Source organism: Geodermatophilus sp. URMC 63 (genome assembly GCF_053502565.1).
On sequence record NZ_CP199956.1, the window covers coordinates 4,383,374 to 4,408,648 of the forward strand.

General features: G+C 77.0%; 22 protein-coding genes. 5 read left to right on the forward strand and 17 right to left on the reverse strand.

From position 1 onward, the window contains the following. The first annotated feature begins 145 nt into the window (after nucleotides 1–145). Complete coding sequence (locus tag ACWIZO_RS21355) at nucleotides 146–2,554, forward strand: Hsp70 family protein (protein WP_448639628.1); 2,409 nt, start codon at nucleotides 146–148, stop codon at nucleotides 2,552–2,554. 42 nt (nucleotides 2,555–2,596) lie between these two features. Here ACWIZO_RS21355 and ACWIZO_RS21360 read toward each other — a convergent pair whose 3' ends face one another. From ACWIZO_RS21360 to ACWIZO_RS21370, 3 genes are all read right to left on the reverse strand, one after another. Further along, nucleotides 2,597–2,803, reverse strand: a complete 207-nt coding sequence (locus ACWIZO_RS21360; RefSeq protein WP_448639629.1) for a hypothetical protein — start codon at nucleotides 2,801–2,803, stop codon at nucleotides 2,597–2,599. Nucleotides 2,804–2,903: 100 nt separating this feature from the next. Continuing rightward, complete coding sequence (locus ACWIZO_RS21365) at nucleotides 2,904–3,029, reverse strand: hypothetical protein (RefSeq protein WP_448639630.1); 126 nt, start codon at nucleotides 3,027–3,029, stop codon at nucleotides 2,904–2,906. Between the two features lie 240 nt (nucleotides 3,030–3,269). After that, entirely contained in the window at nucleotides 3,270–4,463 is a 1,194-nt protein-coding gene (locus ACWIZO_RS21370; RefSeq protein ID WP_448639631.1) for an NAD(P)/FAD-dependent oxidoreductase, read from the reverse strand. 176 nt (nucleotides 4,464–4,639) lie between these two features. Here ACWIZO_RS21370 and ACWIZO_RS21375 point away from each other — a divergent pair, with 176 nt between their 5' ends. Continuing rightward, nucleotides 4,640–5,563, forward strand: coding sequence for a fumarylacetoacetate hydrolase family protein (locus tag ACWIZO_RS21375; RefSeq protein ID WP_448639632.1), 924 nt, complete (start codon nucleotides 4,640–4,642; stop codon nucleotides 5,561–5,563). On the opposite strand, the gene ACWIZO_RS21380 is transcribed toward ACWIZO_RS21375, so the two are convergent. From ACWIZO_RS21380 to ACWIZO_RS21395, 4 genes are all read right to left on the reverse strand, one after another. After that, nucleotides 5,458–6,051, reverse strand: a complete 594-nt coding sequence (locus tag ACWIZO_RS21380; protein ID WP_448639633.1) for a phosphatase PAP2 family protein — start codon at nucleotides 6,049–6,051, stop codon at nucleotides 5,458–5,460. The two genes, ACWIZO_RS21375 and ACWIZO_RS21380, sit on opposite strands and share 106 nt — an antisense overlap. A 91-nt stretch (nucleotides 6,052–6,142) precedes the next feature. After that, on the reverse strand, nucleotides 6,143–6,772 hold the full coding sequence (locus tag ACWIZO_RS21385) for a DedA family protein (protein WP_448639634.1): 630 nt from the start codon (nucleotides 6,770–6,772) through the stop codon (nucleotides 6,143–6,145). A gap of 72 nt (nucleotides 6,773–6,844) precedes the next feature. Next, nucleotides 6,845–8,185 carry an ATP-binding protein gene (locus ACWIZO_RS21390; protein ID WP_448639635.1) on the reverse strand — a complete coding sequence of 447 codons (1,341 nt, stop codon included), beginning with the start codon at nucleotides 8,183–8,185 and terminating at the stop codon, nucleotides 6,845–6,847. Then, nucleotides 8,182–8,862, reverse strand: a complete 681-nt coding sequence (locus ACWIZO_RS21395; protein ID WP_448639636.1) for a response regulator transcription factor — start codon at nucleotides 8,860–8,862, stop codon at nucleotides 8,182–8,184. Before ACWIZO_RS21395 ends, ACWIZO_RS21390 begins: the two co-directional genes overlap by 4 nt. Nucleotides 8,863–8,945: 83 nt before the next feature. Between ACWIZO_RS21395 and ACWIZO_RS21400 the strand changes: the two genes are divergently transcribed. Then, nucleotides 8,946–9,752: a COG4705 family protein gene (locus tag ACWIZO_RS21400; RefSeq protein WP_448639637.1), complete on the forward strand. Its 807-nt coding sequence runs from the start codon at nucleotides 8,946–8,948 to the stop codon at nucleotides 9,750–9,752. A 16-nt stretch (nucleotides 9,753–9,768) separates the two neighbouring features. Here ACWIZO_RS21400 and ACWIZO_RS21405 read toward each other — a convergent pair whose 3' ends face one another. From ACWIZO_RS21405 to ACWIZO_RS21450, 10 genes are all read right to left on the reverse strand, one after another. Further along, nucleotides 9,769–10,983, reverse strand: coding sequence for an alpha/beta hydrolase (locus ACWIZO_RS21405; RefSeq protein WP_448639638.1), 1,215 nt, complete (start codon nucleotides 10,981–10,983; stop codon nucleotides 9,769–9,771). Nucleotides 10,984–11,015: 32 nt separating this feature from the next. Beyond that, nucleotides 11,016–12,650, reverse strand: a complete 1,635-nt coding sequence (locus ACWIZO_RS21410; RefSeq protein ID WP_448639639.1) for an alpha/beta fold hydrolase — start codon at nucleotides 12,648–12,650, stop codon at nucleotides 11,016–11,018. Between the two features lie 167 nt (nucleotides 12,651–12,817). Continuing rightward, entirely contained in the window at nucleotides 12,818–14,017 is a 1,200-nt protein-coding gene (gene hutI, locus ACWIZO_RS21415) for an imidazolonepropionase (RefSeq protein WP_448639640.1), read from the reverse strand. After that, nucleotides 14,014–15,348, reverse strand: a complete 1,335-nt coding sequence (locus ACWIZO_RS21420) for a formimidoylglutamate deiminase (protein WP_448639641.1) — start codon at nucleotides 15,346–15,348, stop codon at nucleotides 14,014–14,016. Before ACWIZO_RS21420 ends, hutI begins: the two co-directional genes overlap by 4 nt. Next, the gene (locus tag ACWIZO_RS21425; protein ID WP_448639642.1) at nucleotides 15,345–16,559 is read right to left on the reverse strand and encodes an allantoate amidohydrolase; all 1,215 of its coding nucleotides are present in this window, start codon (nucleotides 16,557–16,559) and stop codon (nucleotides 15,345–15,347) included. Before ACWIZO_RS21425 ends, ACWIZO_RS21420 begins: the two co-directional genes overlap by 4 nt. A gap of 28 nt (nucleotides 16,560–16,587) precedes the next feature. Beyond that, complete coding sequence (gene hutU / locus ACWIZO_RS21430; RefSeq protein WP_448639643.1) at nucleotides 16,588–18,267, reverse strand: urocanate hydratase; 1,680 nt, start codon at nucleotides 18,265–18,267, stop codon at nucleotides 16,588–16,590. A gap of 60 nt (nucleotides 18,268–18,327) precedes the next feature. After that, entirely contained in the window at nucleotides 18,328–19,866 is a 1,539-nt protein-coding gene (gene hutH / locus ACWIZO_RS21435; protein WP_448639644.1) for a histidine ammonia-lyase, read from the reverse strand. A gap of 74 nt (nucleotides 19,867–19,940) precedes the next feature. After that, the gene (locus ACWIZO_RS21440) at nucleotides 19,941–20,900 is read right to left on the reverse strand and encodes an IclR family transcriptional regulator (RefSeq protein ID WP_448639645.1); all 960 of its coding nucleotides are present in this window, start codon (nucleotides 20,898–20,900) and stop codon (nucleotides 19,941–19,943) included. Nucleotides 20,901–21,041: 141 nt separating this feature from the next. After that, nucleotides 21,042–22,136 carry an FUSC family protein gene (locus ACWIZO_RS21445; RefSeq protein ID WP_448639646.1) on the reverse strand — a complete coding sequence of 365 codons (1,095 nt, stop codon included), beginning with the start codon at nucleotides 22,134–22,136 and terminating at the stop codon, nucleotides 21,042–21,044. After that, nucleotides 22,133–22,333: a hypothetical protein gene (locus tag ACWIZO_RS21450; protein WP_448639647.1), complete on the reverse strand. Its 201-nt coding sequence runs from the start codon at nucleotides 22,331–22,333 to the stop codon at nucleotides 22,133–22,135. Before ACWIZO_RS21450 ends, ACWIZO_RS21445 begins: the two co-directional genes overlap by 4 nt. A gap of 225 nt (nucleotides 22,334–22,558) precedes the next feature. On the opposite strand from ACWIZO_RS21450, the gene ACWIZO_RS21455 reads away from it, so the two are divergent. Further along, nucleotides 22,559–24,784, forward strand: coding sequence for a malate synthase G (locus ACWIZO_RS21455; protein ID WP_448639648.1), 2,226 nt, complete (start codon nucleotides 22,559–22,561; stop codon nucleotides 24,782–24,784). 53 nt (nucleotides 24,785–24,837) lie between these two features. Continuing rightward, nucleotides 24,838–25,266 carry a GlcG/HbpS family heme-binding protein gene (locus ACWIZO_RS21460; protein ID WP_446761516.1) on the forward strand — a complete coding sequence of 143 codons (429 nt, stop codon included), beginning with the start codon at nucleotides 24,838–24,840 and terminating at the stop codon, nucleotides 25,264–25,266. Nucleotides 25,267–25,275 lie beyond the last annotated feature (9 nt).

A 25,275-nucleotide genomic window follows, 5' to 3' on the forward strand; every position in this document is an offset into this window, starting at 1 on the left:
GGCGCCCCTCCCCCGGCGCCAGGGGGACCGCCCCCGACCTCGGGTGGGGACAACCCCACCGGCGCGGCGTCGACCTCCCGCTCCCGATCCGGGCCGGTGCCCGCGCGGGGGCCGATACGATGCGGCTCTTCCTGAGGGGAGCGTCGTGACCCACAGCCTCGGGGTGGACCTCGGTACGACCTCCGTCGCGGCCGCCGTGGGCCGCGACCGGGGTGTCGACGTGTTCCCGCTCGGTGAGGGCTCCCTGGTCGTCCCCGCCGTCGTCCTCGTCCGGGACGACGGCCGGCTGGTGACCGGCGACGCGGCGGCCCGGCGCGCCGCGAGCAGCCCGGACCGGGTCGCGCGGGAGGTGCGGCGCAGCCTCGGGAACCCCGACCCCCTGGTCCTCGGGGGCCGTCCCCACACACCGACCGTCCTGCTGGCCGCCCTGCTGCGGGACGTGCTCGGGCGGGTCCGCGAGGTCGAGGGCGAGGACCCCGGCGAGGTGGTGCTCACCCACCCGGCCACCTGGGGACCCTTCCGCCGCGAGCTGTTCGAGGAGGTCCCCGCGTCCGCGGGGCTGGCCACGGCCCGGTACGTTCCCGAGCCGGAGGCCGCCGCGGCGCACCACGCGACGACGCACCGGCTGGCCGAGGGCGAGACCATCGCCGTCTACGACCTCGGCGGGGGCACCTTCGACGCCACGGTCCTGCGTCGCAGCAGGACCGGCTTCGACGTCCTCGGCACGCCGGACGGGATCGAGCGCCTGGGCGGGGCGGACTTCGACGACGCCGTCCTCACCCACGTCGACAACGTCTCGGGCGGGGCACTGTCCGAGCTGGACACCGGCGATCCACGGACCGTGGTCGCGCTGACCCGGCTGCGCCAGGACTGCGTCCTCGCGAAGGAGACGCTGTCGACCGAGCCGGAGACGACCATCCCGGTGTTCCTGCCGACCAGGCACGTCGAGGTCCCGCTCAACCGCGCCGAGTTCGAGAACATGATCCGGGCAGCGGTCGAGTCGACCATCGGCACCCTCGACCGGGCACTGCGGACGGCCCGGGTCGAGGCGGGCGAGCTGACGGCGGTGCTCCTCGTCGGCGGCTCCTCCCGCATCCCGCTGGTCGCGCGGATGGTCTCGGAGGAACTGGGGCGGCCCACCGTGCTCAGCGCCCACCCCGTGCACGCCGTGGCCCTCGGCGCGGCCCTCCTCGGCCGGTCCCGGACCGGTCGGGACACGACCGCCGAGCGCGCCGCCTCGGCTGCCCCGGCTCCGCGGCGGGTCCCGTCGTCGGTCCCCGCGCCGCGCGCCGCGGCCGGTCCGGCGGTGAGGACGTCGGACCCGGAGCCCGGGACACGGCCGTCCCCCGTGGCGTCGGTCGTGGCGCCGCCCGCTCCCGCCGCGAGCGGGCCGCCGCGCGGGCCGGGGACCCCGCCGCCGGGATCGCCGTCACCGGGCGGGCCGGGGTCGGGCTCCCGGCGCCGGCCGCTGCTCGCGGGCGTCGCCGCGGTGCTCGTCGTCGCGCTGGCCGGCCTCGGGATCTACCTCGTGCTGCGCCCGGCGCCGCGCGACGTCGACGAGGGCGCCGGCTCCCCGCCCTCCTCGTCCGCCTCCTCGTCCTCCTCCTCGTCCGAGGCGTCGCCGTCCCCGCAGGTGGCGACCAGCGTGCCCGTCCCGTCCGTGGCCGGCACCATCCCGGTCGGGGAGACCCCGGGGTTCGTGGCGGCGGCGCCGGACGGCCGTCAGCTCTACGTCGCCAACCGCGCCGCCGGGGTGGTCACCGTCGTCGACACCGCGGCCGAGCAGGTGACCGCGACGATCCCGGTCACGGCCGGCCCGAGCCAGTTCCTGACCTTCTCGCCCGACGGCAGGGAGGTCTACGTCAGCGTGTGGGACGACGCGCGCACGGTCGCGGCGGTCGGCGTGCTCGACACGACGACGAACACGGTCGTCGACACGATCGGCGTCCGGACCCGGCCCTTCCTCGCCGCGGTCACCGCCGACGGGGAGGAGCTCTACGTGCCCAACCACGACTCGGGCACCATCTCGGTGATCGACACCCGCACCAGGGACGTCGTCCACGACTTCACGGTGCCGGCCAACCCGCACTGGATCGACTTCACCCCCGACGGCACACGCGCGTACGTCGCCGACCACGAGTCCGACCTGGTCTCCGTCGTCGACCCGGCGACCGACACCGTCGTCGCGGAGATCCCGGTCGAACACAGCCCCCACAGCGTGGCCGTGAACCCGGTGCGGCCCCTCGTCGCCGCCGTCAACTTCGACTCCGCCTCGGTCTCGGTGATCGACACGGACAGCAACGCGGTGGTCGGCACGGTCGCGGTGGGGACGCACCCCCAGTTCGTCACCTGGGCCCCCGACGGCCGGTTCGCCTACGTCGTCAACAACGGCGACGACTCCGTCTCGGTGATCAGCGCGGACGGTCTCACCGTGACCGCCACGATCCCCACCGGTCCGTCACCGACGTCCCTCGCCGTCCTGCCCGACGGCACCACGGGGTACGTGAGCGACCTGGACGGCGGCACGCTGACCGTGCTGGACCTCGCGGCCTGAACCGGCGGTGCGGACCTGCCGGGAGGCCGGGGAACCGTCCCTTCAGGCCGGGGCTGCTCGGGCCGCGAGGTACATGTCGAGCACCGCGTCGATCTCGGCACCGCGGGCGGCGACGGCGGCGCGGGCGCTCGGGGTGTCCTTGCGACGCTGCTGGCTGCGGGCCTCCGCGAGCCTGGTCCGCGCCCGGGAGAAGTCGACCTCGAGGACGGCGCGCAGGCCGTCCAGCGGGCTCTCGACGGTGGTGGTCATGGCGAACTCCGATCGTGGGTCTCCCGCGGGCTCCGGACGGGCGCGGGCGGAGGGGTGGGTGGGGGACGAGGGCGAGGCGGCGCGGGGTCGCGCGGACGGCTCACCCGGGCGACGACGCGGTGCGCCGCAGGGGGAGCTGGGCGGCCAGGTGCCAGGCGGTGCAGTCGGCACAGCCGGCGATCCAGCGGTGCGCGGGGTGCCGGTGGCACGGGCGGGGACGGGACACGGCGGTGCTCCTCTCGCGTGACCGACGCCCGTTCCCGGGCCTCGGGACGGCGGTGTCGTCCTGGTTCTCCAGCACGAGGCAACGATGTCCTCCGGCGGCCGGGCGGACCATCGGGCGCACCCCCGATCAGCCGCGCGCCGACCCCACTCCTCAGAGGGGGGGACACCCCACCGGGATACGGGGCCCGCCTCCCGCCCGCGGTGTGGCCGGCCGACCGCGACCGCGGCGGGCCCGGCCCCGTCAGGCGTCGACGGGCGCGTAGAGCCCGGCCGACGGGCTCCGGCCGGTCACCAGGAGGTCGGCCACCACGCGGGAGGCCACCCACGCCTGCACGTGACCGGTGCCGTTGTAGCCGCCCAGCGCGAGCACCCGCCCGCCGGTGCCGGGCACCGGCCCGCAGCGGGGCAGGGGGTCCTCGGCGAAGCCCACGACCCCCGCCCAGCGGTGCGTCACCGGTGCCTCCACCCCGAGCTCCTCGAGCAGCCACCGGTCCAGGCGCGCCTGGACGGGCGCGGAGACCTCGGCCCGGGCCGTCCAGCTCGCGTCCCCGTCGAGGTCGGAGAAGCCGCCGAGCACGATCCGGCCGTCCGCCGTCTGGTGCGCGTACTCGTGGCCGTAGCGCGCGTAGACGGGGAACGGGAGGACCGCCCGGCGCAGCGGTGCCGTGGCGAGCGCGTTCAGGCGCCGCGGGCGGACGGCCCCCGCCGGGGGCACGAGCGCGGCCAGGTCGCCGTCCACGGCCACGACCGCCCGGTCGCACCGGACGACCCCCGCCGCGGTCCGCACGCGGACGCCGTCGCCGTCGGCGGCCGGTGGTCCGACCACCGCCGAGTGCTCGAAGAGCCGCACGCCGCGGGACGCCAGGACGCCGGCGAGCGCGCGGAGCCAGCGGACCGGGTGCACCGATCCGTCGTGGGGGAGGAACAGCCCGGCCCGGTCGGGCCGGGTGAGCGGGGCCGGGAGGTCACCGGCGTCGACCAGTCGTCCCGGGAAGCCGTCCTCGGCGAGCGCGGCGGCGTTCGCCCGGACGTCGCCGGCCTCGTCCGCGTCGACGGCGAGCCGCAGCAGCCCGCCGACGCGGAAGTGGTGGCGCGCGCCGACGGACCCGGCCACCTCGAGCAGCTCGCGCTGGGCGGTCAGCGTCGCGCGGTGGACGGCGGCCGCCCGCTCGCGTCCCCAGAGGCGGCGGCTGTCGTGGTACATCGGCGCGGCACCGGCGATGAGGAAGCCGCCGTTGCGGCCGCTCGCGCCGGAGGCCACCTCGTGCCGCTCCAGCACGACGACCGACAGGCCGGCATCGATGAGCCGCCGCGCGGTGGCCAGGCCGCCCACACCGGCGCCGATCACGCAGACGTCCGTCCGCGCCTCCCCCTCCAGCGGGGCGCGCGGGCGGTACGGCTCGTCCTGCCACAGCGGGACGGAGGAACCGTGCACGCGTCCACCTCCTCAGGCGCGGGCCGGTCGGCTGCTGGACGGTCCCGGCCCCGCGACTGTGCCGCACGGTGCCGCACGGTGCCGGACGGCCGGTCACCGGCACCGACGCGGACCGCCGGGTTGACGCGGTGCCGTCCGGTGTGTGGCATGACCGGGTTCCCCGAGGAGGTCCGACCGTGCGGTTCGCCACCTACGTCTCACCTCGCGACGGGGCCGACCACGTCGCGCTCGTCGTCGACGGCGCGCTGCACGGCCTGCCCGACCGCCGGCTGGTCGACCTGCTGGCCCCCGAGGCGCTGGCCGATGCCGCCGACCGCGCCCTGCGCGCCCCGGTCGAGGTCCTTCCGGAGGGCAGCGTGCGCCTGCGGGCCCCCGTCCCCACGCCGCCGTCGGTGCGGGACTTCATGGCCTTCGAGCAGCACGTCGTGACCGCCAGCGCCGCGCTGGGGCGGCCGGTGCACCCCGACTGGTACGAGCTGCCGGTCTTCTACTTCACCAACCCCGCAGCCGTGGTCGGCCCGGCCGACGACGTGGCCGTCTCCCCCGGCTCGTCGGCGTTCGACTACGAGCTGGAGGTCGGCGTCGTGGTCGGCACCGGCGGCGGCGACCTCGACCCCGCCACGGCCGAGGCGCACGTCGCCGGGTACACGGTGCTGTGCGACTGGAGCGCGCGGGACCTGCAGGCGCGCGAGATGGCCCTGGGGCTGGGACCGGCGAAGGGCAAGGACGGCGCCACCAGCCTGGGGCCCCACCTCGTCACGCCCGACGAGCTGCCCGACCGCGGCACGGGCACCGCACCGGACCTCGGCATGCGCGCGCTGGTCAACGGTGAGCTGTGGAGCGAGGGCCGGCTGTCGGACCTGCACTGGAGCGTGGGCCAGCTGCTGGCCTATGCCTCCCGCGGCACGCAGCTGCGCCCCGGGGACGTCCTGGGCACCGGCACGGTCGGCACCGGCTGCATCCTCGAGCTCTCGGCGGTGCACGGTCCCGCGGCCTACCCGTACCTGCGGCCCGGCGACCGGGTGCGCCTCGAGGTCGACCTGCTCGGCGCCGTCGACACCACGATCCGCCCGGCGCCACCGCTGCGCCCCCTGCGCTGAACGACCCGACGACCCGTGCGGGCGAGCAGCCGGGACCCGGCGAGCTCGGCGACCACGAGGCCGACGGCCCCGGCCACGAGGCCCAGCAGGAGCCCGGCCACGACGTCCTGGACGTGGTGGACGTGCGCGGCGACCCGGGCGAGGGCGACGAGGACCGCCCCGGCGCCGACGAGCACGCCCACCGCGCGGCGGTGGCGCAGCACCAGCGCGCTCAGCAACCCGCCGGCCGCGGCGTGGTCGGAGGGGAACCCGTTGTCGGCCGGGTGCGGGAACAGCGGGTGGACCGACAGGTCCTGCACGAACGGGCGGGGGTCGTCGTGCAGGTGCCCGGCGATCCAGATGCCCAGCCCGAGCACCGCCAGGCCGGTCCCGGCCGCCACGGCCAGGCGCAGCTTCCCGGCCCGGTCGAGGACCAGCCACACCAGCCCGGCCACCAGCGCCAGCCCGAGCAGGAGGTACTGCGCCGCCAGGACGATCACCGTGGTCACCGGACCACCGTCGCCGGGCCACCTGACCGGCGCCTGAACGGATCCGGCCCCGCGTCCTCTCCGGCCGTGAGCCGTCGCCGGGCCGGCACGGTCAGTCCGGCACCGAGGAGGAGTGCACCCGCGAGCCGCCCCGCCGGGCGCGCAGGGCCTCGACCGCGACCGGCACCAGCGAGAGCGCGACCACGGCCACGACGAACGGCTCGACGTGGTCGCGCACGACGGCGACCTGCCCCAGCCAGTAGCCCAGCAGCGTCACGCCCGTCGTCCAGGCGAGCCCGCCGACCAGGCTGTGGAGGGCGAACCGCCGCAGGTCCATCCCCGCCACGCCGGCCATGACGGTGGCGACCGTGCGCACCACGGGGACGAAGCGCGCCAGGACGACGGTCCGGGCGCCGTTGCGGTCGAAGAACGCCCGGGCCCGCTCGACCGAGCGGCGCCGGGACGGTCGGGAGTCCGGCCGCTGGAAGACGGCCGGGCCGGCGGTGCGGCCGATCCACCAGCCGACGAGGTTGCCGGCCACCGCGGCGAGCGGCAGCAGGAGCAGCACCAGCCACAGCGGCGCGACCAGCCCGCCGGCCACCAGCAGACCGACGGTGAACAGCAGGGAGTCCCCCGGGAGGAAGAAGCCCAGCAGCAGGCCGCACTCGGCGAACAGGACCAGCATCGCGCCGGCCAGGCCGAACGTGTCGACCAGGTGGGTGGGGTCCAGCAGTCCGCTCACCGGCGCGACGGTAGGCGGCGGTCCTGAGCGCGACCTGGACGTCGTCCGGACGGCAGCTGGACGGCGGGGACCTCAGCCGGCCGGCAGCTCGACGGTGAACCGGCCGCCCTCCCCCGGGACGGCGGTGATCGCGCCGCCGGCCGCGGTGGCCAGCCGCCGCGCCAGTGCCAGCCCCAGGCCGGCGCCGTCGTGGCCGTCGTCCGGGTCGCCGCGCCAGCCGGGGTCGAAGACGCGCTCGGCGTCCTCGCGCGCGACCCCGGGCCCGTCGTCCGCGACCACGATCGACACCACACCGGCCCGGGAGGTGCCCTCCACCCGCACCTCGTGCACGGCGTAGCGGACGGCGTTGGCCACCACCGGTGCGGCGACGCGCTCGAGGACGGGGGCGTCCACCCCGACGACCAGGTCGGCCGGGAGGTGGCACCGCGCGCGCAGACCCGGCCGCCCCGCCGCGGCCCGGCCCAGCAGGGGGCCGAGCACCTCGGCGGGCGCGCACCGGCCCGGAGCCCGCCCGGTGGCCGACCGGGCGGCCGCCATCAGCGTCTCGAGGACGTCGCGCACCTCCGCGACCGCCTCGTCGAGCGCGTCCAGCGCCCGGTCCTGCTCCGCCGGGTCGTGGGCGTGCCCGCGCAGCAGGTCGATCCCGGCCTGCACCCGGGCGAGCGGTGTGCGCAGCTCGTGACCGAGCTCGTCGGAGAGCCGGCGTTCGTGCCGCAGCACCGCGCCCAGGCGGTCGAGCACGCCGTCGAGGGTCCGGGCCAGCTCGTCGAGCTCCAGCGGGCGCGCCGCGTCGCCGAAGCGGCGGTCGACGTCGTCGGCGCTCCACCGACCCGCCTGGCCGGTCATCTCCCGCACGGGTCGCAGCGCCCGGCGCACGTTGGCCCGCAGGACCAGGTGGACCACGACCATGAGCAGCACGCCGAGCACCGCGCTGCCGATCCCCGCCAGCCGCGCGAGCTCCTGGTAGGGCGCCAGCGAGGTGCTGGTCACCACCGTGGCGATGCGGCGGCCGCCGTCGCGGACCGGGAGCGCGAGCAGCCGCGTGCGGTCCGGCAGCCCGGTGTCGGCCGTCGTGACGTCTCCGGTGCGGGACAGGGCGGCCGCCTCCCGGTCGGCGTCCGCCGTGCTGCCCGGCGGCGCCTCCACGACCGTGCCGTCGGCGGCGAGGATCCACGTACCCACGTCGAGGGCGACGTCGTCGCGGGGGTCGGCGACCCGCACCCGCCCGTCGGGACCCAGCTGCACCGTGGCGGCCGTCGCCTCGGCCCGGGCCCGGAGCACCCCGTCGGCCTGCCGGGCGAGCGCCGCCCCGAGCAGCACGTTCGCGCCGACGGTGAGCAGCGCGACCCACAGCGCCACCACCAGGGTCGCCGACCAGGACAGCCGGCTGCGCAGGCTGCGCGTGGGGGTCACGCGAACCGGTACCCGACGCCGTGCACCGTGGTGATCGACCGCTCCGGCTCGCCCGCGGCCGAGAGCTTGCGCCGCAGCCGGGCCACGTACTGGTCGAGCGTGTTGTCGGCGACGATCGCGCCGTGCGGCCAGCCGGCCGACACCAGCGACCCGCGGCGGACCACCTGTCCGGCCGAGCCCATGAGCGCGGCGAGGACCCGGTACTCCGTCGGCGTCAGCGGCTGCCGGCCGGCGGGCCCGAGGAGGGAGTGGTCGGCGGGGTCCAGCCGCAGACCGCTGCTCTCCGGCGGCGGCCTGCGCCGGCCCCGCCGGACCATCGCCCCCACCCGGGCCAGCAGCTCGCTGACGTGGAAGGGCTTGGCCAGGTGGTCGTCGCCGCCGGCCGCGAAGCCCGACAGGACGTCGTGCAGCTGGTCGCGGGCGGTGAGGAAGAGCACCGGCACGTCGATGCCGCGGGCCCGCAGGGCCTGGCAGACGTCACGGCCGTCGGAGTCGGGCAGCCCGATGTCGAGGACGACGACGTCGAACGGGACCCGCGGGCCGGCGCCGACCGCGCGCAGGGCGGTGGTGCCGTCCCCGGCGGTGACGACGTCCAGGCCGCCCTGCCGGAGTCCGCGGGCCACCAGCTCGCGCAGCGCCAGGTCGTCCTCGACCAGCAGCACCCGCGCCCCCTCCACGACGGGCCATGCTCCCGGGGGGACGGCGACCCCGCCACCACCGTTCAGGCGGCGTTCAGCGCGCCGCCGGCACCGTGCCCCTCATGACGAGGACTCCCCTGCACGGGCCGACGGGCCGGGCCCTGCTGAACAAGGTGCCCCAGGTGACGATCTGGTTCTGGGTCATCAAGGTGCTGTCCACCACGGTCGGCGAGACCGTCGCCGACTTCCTCAGCGGGCTCGGGCTGGGGCTGCAGGGGACGACGGTGGTCATGTCGGTCGCGCTCGTCGCCGCGCTCGCGTGGCAGTTCCGCACGCGCGCCTACGTGCCGGCCGTCTACTGGCTGACCGTCGTCCTGGTCAGCGTCGTCGGCACCCTGGTGACCGACAACCTGACCGACGCCCTGGGCGTGCCGCTCGAGCTGAGCACGGCGGTGTTCGCCGTCGCCCTCGCCGCCACCTTCGCGGTCTGGTACCGCGCCGAGCGGACGCTGTCGATCCACAGCATCGTGACCGTCCGGCGCGAGGCGTTCTACTGGCTGGCCGTCCTGGTGACCTTCGCGCTGGGCACCGCGGTCGGCGACCTCGTCGACGAGCGCCTCGGGGTGGGCTACTGGCCGACCGCCCTGGCCGTGGCCCTGCTCCTCGCCGCGGTGACGGCCGGCCACCTGGTGCTCGGCGCGAACGCCGTCCTCACCTTCTGGATCGCCTACGTGCTGACCCGGCCGCTCGGCGCCTCCCTCGGGGACGGCCTCGCGCAGCCGCACGCCGACGGCGGGCTGGAGCTGGGCACGACCTGGACCAGCGTGCTGTTCCTCGCAGCGATCCTGGCCGTCGTCACCTCCCTCTCGGTGACCCGGTACGACCAGGACCGCGTCCCGGCGGAGGCGGGCGGCCGGCCGCGCGGGTGAGCTCCTTCCCCGGGGGTCAGGAGCCCCCGAGGAGGAAGTCGAGCAGGACCTGGCGGGCGGTCTGGGTGGCGATGCTGCCGTCGACGGCGTCGAAGGCGTGCACCGCGAAGGGCAGCACCTCCACCGTGACGTCGTCGCCGCGGGCGGTGAGAGCTGCGGCGAACGCCGTCACCACCTCGGGGCGGGTGCCCAGGTCGTGCGCGCCCACCACGAGGAGGGTGGGCGGCAGGCCCGGCCGGACGGCGGAGCTCGGCGACACGGCGGCGTAGCGCTCCGGGTGGTCCTCGGGAGTCCCGCCGGTGAACCACTCGGCCGCCTCCCGCGAGTTGTCGACGTCGTCCTCCCACGACTGGACCACGTCGGTGACGGGGTAGAAGCCGACGACGGAGGCCGGAGGGGCCGGCGTCCGCCCGCAGCTGGACGCGATCGTCCCGGCCTGCAGGCGGTAGGCCGCGCCCAGCGCCAGCGCCCCGCCCGCCGACATCCCGCCGACCGACACCCGGGCGGGGTCGACGCCGTAGCGGGCGGCGTCGTCCTGGACCCAGGCCAGCGCACACACGACGTCCTGCGGAGCCCGGTCCCACGTCGGCGTGGTGGGCGTGGCCAGCCGGTGGTCGACGGCGAAGACGGCGACCCCGTGCTCGGCGAGCCAGCGCCCGGTCCCACCGAGGTCGGCCCTGTCCCCGCTGCGGTACCCGCCCCCGTGGACCAGCACCACCGCCGGCGTCGCCCCCCGGACGTCGGCCGGGGGCAGGTACACGTCGACGTCCAGCGCCGTGTCCCCGGGGCGGGCGTAGGTCGTGGTCTCGTCCGGCTGCGCCGCCGGGGTGCCGATCTGCGTGAGGACGCCACGCCACGGGACGTCGGCACCGGCGCGGGCGGCGGCGGAGACCTGCAACCCCACGACGGTCAGGGCGGCCAGGACGCAGACGACCGTCGCCGCGGTCAGCACCCGCCCCCACCGCACCAGCCCGGCCCGCAGTGTCACCAGGGCCAGCACGAGCCCCGCGACGGCGAGCAGGGCGACGTGCACCGGGAGGTCGCCGGCGAGGACCGAGCCGATCGGCCCGACCACGGGGACGGCGGGCAGGTACGCGCCGAGGAGCACGGCGCCGCACACCACCGCCAGCGCGGAGGCGAGCAGGGCGACCAGCGCCGGCAGCAGGCGGCGCGGCGATCCGGACCGCGAGGCCGGGAGCGGCGGGTCGACCAGGGCGTCGGAGAGCGACATCGGGACCATCTCCGGGGATCGGGAGCGGGTGGTCAGGCCGGCGGCGCGTCGAAGGGGCCCTGGTCCTGCGGGCAGACCGTCCCCTCCGCCGGTGTGGCGCCGGTGAGCAGGTACCGCACGGCCAGCCGCATCGCGCAGGAGCTGGAGGACAGCGCGGGGTGCCCGACGCCGTCCACGGTCAGCAGCGCGCTGTTCGGCAGCAGGTCGTGCACCCGCTCCGCGTTGCGCAGCGGGGTGGCCGGGTCGTGCCGGGTGTTGACCAGCAGGACGGGGGAGGCGGTCCGGGAGTCCCACGGGCCGGTGTGGCGCTCGGTGGCGCGCCCGTGCCACACGGCGCAGGGCAGCCCGAGGAAGGCCCACCGGGAACCCGCGTAGGGGGCGACGGTCCGGTCGTACCGGCGTCCGAGCTGCCCGTAGCGGTGCGGATCGGCCGGGTTGTCGGTGTCGGCGCAGGTGATGGCCACGTTGGCGGTGAGCAGGCCCTCGAACCCGGGGACCGCCGACGGCCCGAGCACCGCCAGGAGCTCCCCCACGACGTCGGTGTCACCGGTGGCGACCGCCTGCAGGAACTGGGCGAGCGCCGGCCAGTTGCCGGGGTCGTACAGCGTGGTGAGGCCGAAGGTGACCTCGAGCAGCTCGGCGTAGCCGAACTGCTCGGGCGGCCGTCCGGGGAGGGGAACGGTCAGCGGAGAGGTGCGCAGCCGGTCGGCGAGCACGTCGAACGCGCGTCGCGGGTCGCCGTCCGCGGCGAACGCGCACCGCTCCGGGCCGGCCTGCCCGCACTGCTCGAGGAACTGCTGCAGGGTGTCCGCGCTGCCCTCGGCGGAGTGTCCGCGCAGCCACGCGGTGCTGCCCTCCTCCCCGTCGGCCCAGGCGGGGTCCAACACCGAGTCGAGGACGAGCGCACCGACGCGGTCGGGGAAGACGTTGGCGACCACCTGGCCGAGGAAGGTGCCGTAGGACAGCCCGATCAGGTTGATCCGGTCGTCGCCCAGCGCGGCCCGCAGCACGTCCAGGTCCCGGGCGGCCGGGAGCGTGCCGACGTGGTCGAGCAGGTCGCCGTTGCGGGTCCGGCAGGCGTCGGCGAGGCGGCGCGCCTGGGCGACGGCCTCGGCCTCCTCGGCCGGGGTGGTGGGGAAGTCCTGGGCGGTGGTGTAGGACAGGGTCCACAGCTCCGCGGGGTCGTCGAAGCAGCGCACCGGTGAGCTCTGACCCGTGCCGCGGGGGTCGGCGCCGACCAGGTCGTAGCGGGCCAGCACCTCCGGCGGCAGCAGCTGCCGCCCCATGGCGCGGATCGTCCCGGCGGCGTCGGATCCGGGGCCGCCGAAGTTCACGAACAGCGAGCCGATCCGGTGCGCCGGGTCGGTGGCGGGCAGCCGGACCAGGTGCAGGTCCAGGCTGCGGCCGCCGGGGTCGGCGTAGTCGTAGGGCACCGCGGCGGTCGCCTGCTGGTAGCCGTCGCCGGCGTCCCGCCACTCGATCGTCGGCACCGGGACGCCGGGCACGCCGCCCGGCGGGAGCTCGGCCGCGGCGGTGGCGGGGACGGGCGGCGCAGCGGGCCCCGCGGTCGTGGTGCAGGCCGCCGTGAGCGCGGTGGCCACGGCACACGTGGCGGCCAGGACGGACGGCAGCAGGCGCCGGGTCGTTCGGGTGCGGGTGGTGCTCATGCGGACCTCCGGGCCTCGGTGCTGCGGGGACGAGGGCACCGAGCGTGCGGCCGGAGGAGCGCCGTCCACGAGCCCCGCGCGGGGCGACCCGGGGTCCCGCGCGGGTGGTCCTGCGGCGGCCCGGGATCCCTCGTGCGAGGGACGGCGTCGGGGTGACCGCCGCGACCTCAGGACCGCCCGTGCGTCCCCTGCTCGGCCCGCGCGGACGCGTCGAGGTCGAGGGCCCGGGCGATCGGTACGCCGGGGCGGTAGGCCAGGTGCCGGTACGACGGCGCGTCGAGCACGGCGAGGTCCGCGCGGGCACCCGGGGTGAGCCGGCCGACGTCGGTGCGCCGCAGGGCGGCCGCGCCGCCGGCGGTCGCGGCCCACAGCGCCTCGGCCGGGGTCATGCGCATCTCGCGGACGGCGAGCGCGATGCAGAAGGCCATCGAGGAGGTGAAGCAGCTGCCCGGGTTGCAGTCGGTGGCCAGCGCGACGGTCACCCCGGCGTCGAGCAGCCGGCGCGCCTCCGGGTACGGCGAGCGCGTGGAGAACTCCACCCCCGGCAGCAGCGTGGCGACCGTCGTCCCGGCGGCGAGCGCGTCGACGTCGGCGCCGGTGAGGTGGGTGCAGTGGTCGGCGCTGGCCGCGCCGAGCTCGACGGCCAACCGGACGCCGGGGCCGGCCGACAGCTGGTTGGCGTGCACGCGCAGCCCGAGCCCGGCGGCGCGGCCGGCCTCCAGGACGGTCCGGGCCGCCGCGCCGTCGAACGCGTGCGGGGAGGCGGGCTCGCAGAAGACGTCGACCCAGCGCGCGTGCGGGGCGCAGGCGGCGAGCATCGGGCCGCGGACCAGCGCGAGGTAGTCGTCCGTGCGGCCGGTGTACTCCGCCGGCACGACGTGGGCGCCGAGGAACGTCGTCTCCGGGGTGCACTCGGCGGCGATCCGCAGGGCCCGCGCCTCGTCGTCCACGGTCAGCCCGTAGCCGCTCTTGACCTCCACGGTCGTGGTGCCCTGGGCCCGCATCTCGGCGAGCAGGGCCCGCAGCCGCCCGCGCAGGGCGTCGTCCGGGGCCGCGCGGGTGGCGCGGACGGTCGCCGAGATCCCGCCGCCGTCGTAGCGGGCGCCCGACATCCGGGCCTCGAACTCCGCGGCCCGGTCGCCGGCGAAGACCAGGTGGGCGTGGGAGTCGACGAAGCCGGGGACCACCGTCCGGCCCCCGACGTCGACGCGCCGGTCGGCCACCGGCGCCGCGCGCTCCGGCCCGACCCAGGCCACCACGCCGTCGGCGACGACGACGGCGGCGTCGGGCACCGTGCCCAGGGCGCCCTCGCCCCGCCCGGGGTCGTTCGTGACCAGCTCGGCGATGCCGGTGACCAGGGTGCTCACCGGCCCTCCCACAGCGGGTCGACGGCGTCGGCGAGCAGCCGGCCGACGTCGCCGAGGACGTGCCGGCCCCCGCGGACGACGACGCGGCCGTCCACGACGACGGTGTCGACGTCCGCGGCGGTGGCGACCAGCGGCGCCTGACCGGGGGCGCAGCCGGCGGTGCGCGGGCTGTCCAGCCGGACGGCGACGAGGTCGGCGCGGCGGCCCGGCGCCAGGCAGCCCCCGTCGGGCCAGCCGAGGGCGCGGTGCCCCTGGGCGGTGAGGGCGGCGACGAGCTCGGCCGGAGGAAAGCGCCCGCGCTGCCCGCTGGCCAGCCGCTCGTGGGCCTCGAGCAGCCGGGCCTCGGCGAGCAGGTCGGTGAGGGCGTGCTGGTCGCCGCCCAGGCACAGGGGCGCGCCGGCGTCGGCCAGCCGGCGGAACGGCCCGATGCCGTCGGCGAGGTCGGCCTCGGTGCTCGGGCAGGCGCAGACCGCGGTCCCGGTGCGCCCGAGGACCGCCACGTCGTCGTCGGTCAGGTGGGTGGCGTGCACCGCGGTCGTCGCCGGGCCGAGCACCCCGTGCTGCTCCAGCAGCGCGGTGGGGGTGCGGCCGTGGACCGCCCGGCAGGCCTCGTTCTCCCGGGGCTGCTCGGAGAGGTGGACGTGCAGCGGCCGGCCGCGCGCCGCCGCAGCCACGACCCCCAGCTGCCCGGCCGGCACCGCGCGCACCGAGTGCACGGCCGCGCCCACGCGCACGCCGGGGCCCTCCGGCAGGGCGGCCACCCGCGCGGCCCAGGCGTCGGCGTCGGCGTCGGCGAAGCGCAGCTGCACCTCGTCGAGCGGCGTGTGGCCGCCGGCCTCCAGTCCCCCGGCGAGGTAGCAGGCGTCGAGCAGGGTCAGCCGGATCCCCGCCTCCGCGGCGGCCTGCACCAGCGCCGCCGACATCGCGTTCGGATCGGCGTAGCGCCGGCCCCGGGGACCGTGGTGGAGGTAGTGGAACTCGCCGACGCAGGTGACCCCGGCCAGCGCCATCTCGGCGTACGCCGCCCGGGCCAGCGCGAGGGAGGTGTCCGGGTCGAGCCGGGCGGCGACGGCGTACATCCGGCGCCGCCAGGTCCAGAACGTGCCGCCTCGGTCGTGGGTGCGCCCGCGCAGCGCCCGGTGGAAGGCGTGCGAGTGCGCGTCGGCGAGGCCGGGGAGCACCAGGCCGGGCAGGCGGGTGTCGCCGGGCCGCGCGGGGGCCCCGGTCTCCACCGCGGTGATGCGGCCGTCGTCGACGAGCACCCGCACGCCGGCCACCGGCCCGGTGTCCAGCCACGCGTGCTCGCACCACCAGCCTGCCGTCCCCGTCACGCCAGCGCCTCCACCGCGCGGGCCAGCGCCGCGACGCCGGCCAGGCAGTCGGCCTCCTCGGCGTGCTCCTCCGGGGAGTGCGAGGTGCCCGTCGGATTGCGCACGAACAGCATCCCGCTGGGGATCCCGGCGGCCGACAGGACCCCGGCGTCGTGCCCGGCCGCGGTCGGCAGCACGGGCGCGGGCGCGCCGTCGGGGCCGGCGAGCAGGGCGGCGAGCCGGTCGCGCAGGGCGGGGTCGAAGACCGTCGACGGCGTCCACGACTCCTCGTCCGGCGCGGTCCCCGCGGCGTCGGCCACGTCGGCGACGACGGTCCGGACCGCGCCCTCCTCCGGCCCGCGGGCGTCGAGCCAGGCGGTGACCCGCGACGGGATGGCGTTGACCCCGTTGGGGTGCACCAGGACCCTGCCGACCGTCGCCACGGCGCCGTGCCGCTCGGCGGCGCTCCTCGCCCGCGTGATGACGCCGGCCAGGGTCAGCACCGGGTCGTCCCGGTCGACCAGCCGGGTGGTGCCCGCGTGGTCGGCGCGCCCGCGCAGGTCCAGCCGCCAGCGCCCGTGCGGCCAGATGGCGTCCGCCACGCCCACCGCCGCGCCCCCGCCGTCCCGCGCGCCGGCCAGTCCCCGGCCCTGCTCGACGTGCAGCTCCAGGTAGCCGCCGATCCGGCGCAGGGTCTCCTCGTCGCGGCCCAGGGACCGCGGGTCGTGGCCGGCCGCCGCGAGGGCCTCGGCCATCGACACGCCCTCGGCGTCGGTCAGGGACCGGGCGCGGTCGGCGTCCAGCGCGCCGGTGAGCAGGCGCGACCCGGCGCAGGCGATCCCGAACCGCGCGCCCTCCTCGTCCGCGAAGCAGGCGATGGCCAGCGGCCGCCGCGGCTCGGCCCCGCGGGCGCGCAGGAGGTCCAGCGCGGCGAAGGCCGAGACCACGCCCAGCGGCCCGTCGAACGCGCCGCCGTCGGGCACCGAGTCCAGGTGGCTCCCGAGGACCAGGCCGGGCCGGCCGGCGGCGACCGCGGCGTCCGGGTCCGCGGTCCAGGCCCACAGGTTGCCGGCGCGGTCGGTGGTGACGTCCAGGGACCGGCGCTGCGCCTCGCCCCGGAACCACTCCCGGAGCACGGCGTCGGTTGGGGTCCAGGCGAACCGGTGGTACCCGCCGGTGGCGGCGTCCCTGCCGACCGGCGCCAGCTCCGCCCACATCCGCCCGAACGTCACCGCCGCGCTCCCGCCGGCCGGACGCCGGTCACGACCCCGCCCCGCCCGTGCTCATGCCCTCGCGCATCGGCGTCCGGACGCCGCGCTCCGCGGCCACCTCGACGGCCCGGTCGTAGCCGGCGTCCACGTGCCGGATCACGCCCGTGCCCGGGTCGTTGCGCAGCACCCGCGCCAGCTTCTGCGCGGCCAGCGGCGTGCCGTCGGCGACGCTGACCTGGCCGGCGTGGATGGACCGGCCGATCCCGACCCCGCCGCCGTGGTGGATCGACACCCAGCTGGCCCCGGACGCGGTGGTGACCATGGCGTTGAGCAGCGGCCAGTCGGCGATGGCGTCCGAGCCGTCGGCCATCGCCTCGGTCTCGCGGTAGGGAGAGGCGACCGAGCCGCAGTCGAGGTGGTCGCGGCCGATGACGATCGGCGCGGCGACCTCCCCGGAGGCGACCAGCTCGTTGAACCGCAGCCCGGCCCGGTCGCGCTCGCCGTAGCCGAGCCAGCAGATGCGGGCCGGCAGCCCCTGGAAGGCGACCTTGTCCTGGGCGGCACGGATCCAGCGCTGCAGGTGGTCGTTGTCCGGGAAGAGGTCGAGCACGGCGCGGTCGGTGGCCGCGATGTCGGCGGGGTCCCCGGACAGCGCCGCCCAACGGAACGGGCCCTTGCCCTCGCAGAACAGCGGCCGGATGTAGGCCGGGACGAAGCCGGGGAAGGCGAACGCCCGCGCGAAGCCGCCGAGACGGGCCTCGTCGCGGATGGAGTTGCCGTAGTCGAACACCTCGGCGCCGGCGTCGAGGAAGCCGACCATGGCCTCGACGTGCTTGGCCATGGAGGCCCGTGCCCGGTCGGTGAACTCCTCCGGCTTCCGGTCGGCGGAGTCGCGCCAGTCGCCGAGCTCGACGCCCTCGGGCAGGTAGGACAGCGGGTCGTGCGCGGAGGTCTGGTCGGTAACGACGTCGACCTCCACGCCGCGGCGCAGCAGCTCGGGGAACACGGTGGCCGCGTTGCCGACCAGCCCGACCGACAGCGCCTGCCGGTCCCGCCGAGCGGCCAGGCAGCGCTCGACCGCCCGGTCGAGGTCGGCGGCCACCTCGTCGAGGTAGCGGTGCTCGACCCGGCGGCGCAGCCGGGCCTCGTCGACGTCGACGACCAGGCAGACCCCGCCGTTGAGGGTGACCGCCAGCGGCTGGGCGCCGCCCATGCCCCCGCAGCCGCCGGTGAGGGTGAGGGTGCCGGCGAGGGTGCCGCCGAACCTCCTGGCCGCCACCGCGGCGAAGGTCTCGTAGGTGCCCTGCAGGATGCCTTGGGTGCCGATGTAGATCCACGAGCCCGCGGTCATCTGGCCGTACATGGTCAGGCCCAGCCGCTCCAGCCGGCGGAACTCCGGCCACGTGGCCCAGTCGCCCACCAGGTTGGAGTTGGCGATGAGCACCCGCGGCGCCCACTCGTGGGTCTGCAGCACCCCGACCGGGCGGCCGGACTGCACGAGCATGGTCTCGTCCTCGCGCAGGGTGGTGAGGGTGCGCACCATGGCGTCGAAGCTGCGCCAGTCGCGCGCCGCGCGCCCGGTGCCGCCGTAGACGACGAGGTCGTCGGGGCGCTCGGCCACCTCGGGGTCGAGGTTGTTCTGCAGCATCCGCAGCGGCGCCTCGGTCTGCCAGCTGCGCGCGGTCAGGCCGCTGCCGCGGGCGGCGCGCACCGGTCGTGCTCCGTCCATGTCGTCCTCCTCTGCGTGGGCCGGCCGTGCGGGCCGGCGGGTCGGGTCCTCGCCCGGGCGTCAGGACAGGGACAGGCCGGTGGCCGCCACGACGGCGCCGTCGGCAACCAGCCCGACCACCGTCTCGATCTCCGGTGCCAGGTGCCGGTCGGGGCCCGGGCCCGGCACGCCCGCGGCACGGACGGCGTCACGCACCGCGGCGGTCGCCGGGGCCGGGGCGAGCGGCGCGCGCAGGTCGAGGGCGCGGGCCGCGGCGAGGACCTCGACGGCGAGCACCCGGGTCAGGCCGTCCACCGCGCGGCGCAGCTTGCGGGCGGCCGCCCAGCCCATCGAGACGTGGTCCTCCTGCATCGCCGACGACGGGATCGAGTCGACGCTGGCCGGTGCGGCCAGGCGCTTGAGCTCGCTGACGATCCCGGCCGCGGTGTACTGCGCGATCATCAGGCCGGAGTCGACCCCGGGGTCGGCCGCCAGGAACGGCGGCAGCCCGCGGTTGCGGGCGACGTCGAGGAAGCGGTCGGTGCGGCGCTCGCTGATGCCGGCGACATCGGCGGTGACGATCGCGAGGAAGTCGAGGACGTGGGCCACCGGGGCGCCGTGGAAGTTGCCGTTGGACTCGACCCGCCCGTCGAGGGTGACGACGGGGTTGTCGATGGCGGAGTCGAGCTCGCGGGCGGCCACCGTGCCGGCGTGGTCGACGGTGTCGCGGGCGGCACCGTGCACCTGCGGGGAGCAGCGCAGCGAGTAGGCGTCCTGCACCCGGGTGCACTCCGGCCCGCGGTGGCTGGCCACGATGCCGCTGCCGGCGAGCAGGGCGCGCAGGTTGGCCGCCGAGGCGGCCTGCCCGGGGTGCGGCCGCAGCGCCTGCAGGTCGGCGGCGAAGACGGCGTCGGTGCCCAGCTGCGCCTCGACGCTCATCGCCGCCGCCACGTCGGCAGTGGTCAGCAGCCGGCGCAGGTCGGCCAGCGCGAGCACCAACGTGCCGAGCATCCCGTCGGTGCCGTTGACCAGCGCGAGGCCCTCCTTCTCGGCGAGCTCGACCGGGGTGATGCCGTGCGCGCGCAGCGCCTCGGCGGCCGGGCGGAGCGCGCCGCCGGCGTCGCGGACCTGCCCCTCCCCCGTGAGCGCCAGCGCCGCGGCCGACAGCGGGGCCAGGTCGCCGGAGCAGCCCAGGGAGCCGTACTCGTGGACGACCGGGGTGAGCCCGGCGTCCAGCACCGCCGCGTACGCCGTGGCGGTCCCGGGCCGCACGCCGGTGCGGCCGGTGGCCAGGGTGGACAGCCGCAGCAGCATCATCGCCCGGACGACCTCCCGCTCGACCTCGGGGCCGGAGCCGGCGGCGTGCGAGCGGACGAGGCTGCGCTGCAGGTCGGCGCGCATCCGCGCGGGGATGTGCCGGGTGGCCAGGGCACCGAACCCGGTGGACACCCCGTAGTGGGGGCGGTCATCCTTCGCCAGGGAGTCGACGACGTCGCGGGACCGGGCGATCTCGGCGAGCGCGGCGTCGGCCAGGGCGACACCGGCGCTCCCGCGGGCGACGCGGACCACGTCCTCCGGCGAGACGGGACCGGTACCGACGACGACCCGCTGGACATCCATGCGTCCCATCAGACAGCTCCGGCACGCCCGCTCCCAGGGCCGGAGGGCCGGTCCTGTCTGGGATCTCAGACGTTCTACCTGGCGCGGGACGGGCCCCGGGACGACGGTGCCCGGCCGTTGATGCGCCTCGTCAGCTCCCCGGCCGTGCGGGCGACCCGGTGCGCGATGCGCTCGCGCACCGCCGGGTCGACCTCCTCGGCGACGAAGGTCACCGCGACGCTGGCCGCCGGCCGGCCGGCGTGGTCGTGCACGGGGGCGGCGATGGAGGCGAAGCCGGGGGTCACCTCTCCGTCCTCGCCGGCGTGCCCGGCCCGGCGGACGTCGGCGAGCAGGCGGCGCAGCTCGGAGAGCCCGGTGGGGCCGACACCGTGCCGGTCGACGAAGGCCGTGACGTCGGGGAACAGGGCGCGGACCTGCGCGGCCGGCAGGTCCGCGAGCATCGCGCGGCCGCTGGCCGTCAGCTGCGCGGGCAGGCGCACCCCGACGTCGGTCACCAGCGGCGGCCGGCCCGGGGCGCGCTGCTCGACGACGTAGAGCACCTCGCGACCGTGCAGCACCGCCAGGTGCGCCGACTGGCCGAGCGCGTCGACCAGCCGGGCGAGCACCGGGCGGGCCAGCCGGGCCAGCGGCTCCTGCCGGGCGTAGGCGCTGCCGATCTCGAAGGCGCTGACGCCCAGGCCGTACCGGCGCTCCTCCGGCAGGTGGACGACGAAGCCCGCCGCCACCATCTCCGCGAGCAGGTGGTAGGTCGTGGACCGGGGCAGCCCGAGCTCGCGGGCGAGCGCCGCGGCCGGCACCGGCCCGGGCTGCCGGGCCAGCGCCTGCAGCAGGGCGAGCGTCTGACGGGCGGCCGGCACGCCGCCGCGCGCGCTCCCCGGCTGCCTCGAGGCGGCCTCGGACACCCCTCCCACGCTACGTGCGGCGGCGTCCACCCGACCGGCGGTGGCTCCCTGGCGCAGGCTGGTCGAGCGACCCAGCTCCCGCCGGGCGAGCGTGACCGCCAGCTCGTCGACGACGTCCTCGGGCCTCGTCACCCAGGACGGAGGAGGAGCTGCTGCGCTCGGTCGACGGGTGACGGGCGGCGGGACTCCTCGTGCGTCTGCCAGCACTCGGTACCGGGCCGGGGGTCGGGGCCGCTCATGGGGCCGAGCCCGGCCGGGTGCGCCCTCGCCCGGCTACGGTCCGTCCGGCTCCCGCACCGGCAACGCGTCCAGCGAGCGCTGCACCGTCTGGACGACGTCCCCGGCGACGAACAGGTCGTCGGCGCTGGTCGCCCGCGCGTGCCGGACCGCGTCGGCGAACTCGTGCAGGCACGCCTGCGCGCGGCGCACCGCCTCGGGCTCGGCCGCGGCGTCCTGCACCGAGCGCAGCGCGGCGGCCAGCGCGGCGAGGGTGCGGGCCGCGGGCGGGCGGAGCGCCGGACCGAGCGCGACCCGCTCGAAGTCGGCCCGCTCGGTCTCGGCGATCACCTGGGTCAGCTGCTCGACCATCAGGCTCAGCCGCTCCAGCGCCCGGGCCTGCCGGTACTGCGCCTCCGCGGCGGCGCGGTGGTGGCGGGCCCGGCGGTTGCCCCGGCGGGCCTCGGCAGCTCGCTGCACCGCCTCCCGCATCTGCGCCAGCACCGGGTCGATGCGGTGCGTGCGCCGGCGCCACTCGTCCTCGGTGGGCGGGTGCTCCTGCTGCAACCCGTCGGCGAGGTCCTCGAGCTGGCCGGCCAGCGTGTCGCGCAGCACCTGCAGCTGCTCGGCGGCCGGCGCGAGCGGCAGCGGCGGGAAGGCAGCGGTGACCGCGAGGCCGATGACCGCGCCCACGGCGGTCAGACCCGTGTAGGCCACGACGAAGCCGGAGTCCTGCGTGCCGAGGACGAGCACGAACAGCGCCGAGGTCGCCGTCCAGCTGCCGGAGCTGCCCAGGAGCCGCCAGCCGGCCAGGAGCACGCTGGCGGCGGTCACCACGGCGAGGGCACCGACGCCGTCCCCGAGCACGGCCGACACACCGAGGGCGAGGGCGGCGCCGAGCGCGATCGCGGCGACCGACTGCAGCGATCCGCGCACCGAGCCGCTCAGCGTCGTGGAGGTCGCGATCACCGCGCCCAGCGGGGCGTAGTACGGGTACTGCTGGGCCGGGTCGAGGGGGAGCAGGAGCGCCACGTGCCAGGCCAGCGCCGCGGCGAGGGCGGCCTTGACGGCCAGCCCGGCCCGCGGGTGGCGCGCCCAGGTCCGCCGCACCCGTCCCGGCCGGCCGAGGTACGGGCGCCGGGCGCCGCTCACCGGCCCAGGTGGGCCCGGATCGCGGCGACGACCGCGCCGACCGGCCCCACCGAGCGGACGACCGCCACCGGTGTGCCGTCCCGCCGTGCGGCCGCCACCAGCACCGAGCCGAGGTCCCGGGCGCCGTCATCGGTGGAGCCGCTGGACTGCAGCTCCGCCCCGGCGGGTTCGGCGAGGGACGGGGCGGAGTCGGCCATGTCGCCTTCCTACCGCCTGACGCGGCAGGGCCCGGCCAGAGGGCCTCGGCGGCGGGGTCACCGGGATCGTGGTCGGGCCACGCCGGACCACCGCGTCCGGGGAGGTCCTCGGCGCCCCGGGAGGCGGTGTCCGCAGGGGAGGTGCAACCGTGCCCTGCGCCGGGAAGGAGACTCCCCCGACGGGACGGGGTGTCCCGGCGGACGACAGGGACGAGGGTGGAGATCGTGAGTGACGCACGCGCTACCGGTGGACTGCAGGTCGACCCGGCACTGCGGGATTTCGTGGCCGACGAGCTGCTGGCCGGGCTCGACCTCGAGCCCGAGGGCTTCTGGTCGACCCTGGCCGAGCTGAACGAGCGGTTCGCCGGACGGGTCGGGCAGCTGCTGCGCCGCCGCGACGAGCTGCAGCAGCAGATCGACGACTGGCACCGCGAGCACGGGACCGGTGACGTCGAGGCACTGGAGGCGTTCCTCACCGAGATCGGCTACCTGCTGCCGCTGGAGGACCCGACGGTATCGGTCACCCGCGTCGACCGCGAGATCGCCGAGGTGGCCGGCCCGCAGCTGGTGGTGCCGGCGACCGTGCCGCGGTACGCGCTGAACGCCGCGAACGCCCGCTGGGGTTCGCTGTTCGACGCCCTCTACGGCACCGACGCCCTCCCGACCGAGCACGAGCTGGCCCCGGGCTACGACGAGCGCCGCGGCGCGCAGGTGATCGCCGAGGCCGACCGCCTGCTCGACCGCTTCTTCCCGCTCGCCGAGGGCAGCCACGCCGACGTCGTCGCCTACCGGGTGCCCTCCCCGGGCGAGCTCGCCGTCGACACCTCCGCCGGGAACACCGGCCTGGCCGACCCCGCGCAGTTCGCCGGGCACCGGCCCGGCGACGGCGACCGCCCGGCCGCGGTGCTGCTGCGCCGCAACGGGCTGCACCTGGAGCTCACGATCGACCCGTCGACGCGGGTGGGGACCCAGCACCACGCCGGGGTGTCCGATGCCGTGCTGGAGTCGGCGGTGAGCACGATCGTGGACCTGGAGGACTCCGTCGCCACGGTGGACGGGCCGGACAAGGTCGGCGCCTACCGGACCTGGCTGGGGCTGCGCACCGGCGAGCTGACCGCGACGTTCGGCAAGGGCGGCAGGACCGTGACCCGCGAGGTGCACGGCGACCGCACCTACGTCGCGGCCGACGGCGGGGAGCTGACCCTGCCCGGCCGGTCGCTGCTGCTGGTGCGCAACGTGGGCCACCACATGCGCCTGGACGCCGTCCGCACCGCCGGCGGGGAGCCGATCCTCGAGGAGGTCCTCGACGCGCTCGTGTCCGCGACCGCCGCGCTGTACGACCTGCGCGGGCAGGCCCGGTTCAGCAACACCCGGACCGGCAGCGTCTACATCGTCAAGCCCAAGATGCACGGCCCGGACGAGGTCTCCCTGTCGGTGGAGCTGCTCGCCGCCGTCGAGGAGGCGCTCGGCCTCGAGCCGACGACCCTCAAGATCGGCATCATGGACGAGGAGAAGCGGACCTCCACCAACCTGGAGGCCTGCATCGCCCGGGCGGCCGACCGCGTCATCTTCGTCAACACCGGCTTCCTCGACCGCACCGGCGACGAGATCCACACCGACTTCGAGGCCGGCCCGGTGGTCCGCAAGGACGAGCAGCGGTCGCAGACCTGGCTGAAGACCTACGAGGACCGCAACGTCGACGTGGCGCTGCGCGCCGGGTTCGCCGGGCAGGCGCAGATCGGCAAAGGCATGTGGGCCAAGCCCGCCGCCATGCGCGAGATGCTCGACACCAAGGGCGGGCACCCGAGGGCCGGGGCGAACACGGCGTGGGTGCCCTCGCCGACCGCGGCGACGCTGCACGCGCTGCACTACCTGGAGACCGACGTGCTCGCCGTCCAGGAGGAGCTCAGGCAGCGTCCGCTGGCCGACCGGCGCGGCCTGCTCGTGCCGCCCGTGCTCCCCGAGGGCGGTGCCGGCCTCGCCGAGGAGGACAAGCGCCACGAGCTGGAGACCAACGCGCAGTCCATCCTGGGCTACGTCGTCCGCTGGGTCGGGCTGGGGATCGGTTGCTCGACCGTCCCGGACCTCGAGGGCGTCGGCCTGATGGAGGACCGCGCGACACTGCGGATCTCCAGCCAGCAGATCGCGAACTGGCTGCACCACGGCCTCGTCGAGGAGGCGCAGGTGCGCGAGACCTTCGCCCGGATGGCGGCGGTGGTCGACGAGCAGAACGCCGACGAGCCGGGCTACCGGCCGATGTGTGCCGACCTCGACGGCAGCCCGTCGTTCCAGGCCGCGCTGGACCTGGTCTTCTCCGGGCGGCGGGAGCCCAACGGCTACACCGAGCGGGCACTGACCACGTGGCGGCAGCGGGCCAAGTCCACCGAGGACGGCGAGGGGCAGACCCGCGACGCCGTCGTCGCGGACCGCACCCCGAGCCCGGCGCCCTGAGCCCGGTCCAGCCCGCCCGACGTCACCACCCGCACCGACCACGAGGAGCCGCCATGGCCATCGACCTGCAGACCGCCCGCACCGTCATCGAGGGAGCGCGGGCGGCCGCCCGCGAGAAGGGGTTCAAGCCGCTGACCGTCGTCGTCCTCGACGCCGGCGGGCACGTGGTGGCCGCCGAGCGCGAGGACGGCTCGTCGACCAAGCGGTTCGAGATCGCGTTCGGCAAGGCCCACGGGGCGATCGCGCTGGGCCTGGGGTCGCGGGCCCTCATGGCGCGGGCCGAGCAGCAGCCGTACTTCATCGCCGCCGCGACGGCGGCGGTCGGCGGTTCGCTGGTCCCGGTCCCGGGCGGCGTCCTCGTACGGGACGGGTCCGGGACGCTGCTCGGCGCCGTGGGCGTCTCCGGGGAGACGTCGGACAACGACGAGGCCGCCGCCGTCGCCGGCATCGAGGCGGCCGGCCTGCAGGCGCAGCCGGACTGAGCAGCCCCG

Coding starts and splice junctions, on each gene's coding strand:
- ACWIZO_RS21360 (WP_448639629.1), bottom strand. CDS start 2,803: ATGACCACCACCGTCGAGAGCCCGCTGGACGGCCTGCGCGCCGTCCTC.
- ACWIZO_RS21400 (WP_448639637.1), top strand. CDS start 8,946: ATGACGAGGACTCCCCTGCACGGGCCGACGGGCCGGGCCCTGCTGAAC.
- ACWIZO_RS21405 (WP_448639638.1), bottom strand. CDS start 10,983: ATGTCGCTCTCCGACGCCCTGGTCGACCCGCCGCTCCCGGCCTCGCGG.
- ACWIZO_RS21410 (WP_448639639.1), bottom strand. CDS start 12,650: ATGAGCACCACCCGCACCCGAACGACCCGGCGCCTGCTGCCGTCCGTC.
- hutU (WP_448639643.1), bottom strand. CDS start 18,267: ATGGACGGAGCACGACCGGTGCGCGCCGCCCGCGGCAGCGGCCTGACC.
- hutH (WP_448639644.1), bottom strand. CDS start 19,866: ATGGATGTCCAGCGGGTCGTCGTCGGTACCGGTCCCGTCTCGCCGGAG.
- ACWIZO_RS21450 (WP_448639647.1), bottom strand. CDS start 22,333: ATGGCCGACTCCGCCCCGTCCCTCGCCGAACCCGCCGGGGCGGAGCTG.
- ACWIZO_RS21460 (WP_446761516.1), top strand. CDS start 24,838: ATGGCCATCGACCTGCAGACCGCCCGCACCGTCATCGAGGGAGCGCGG.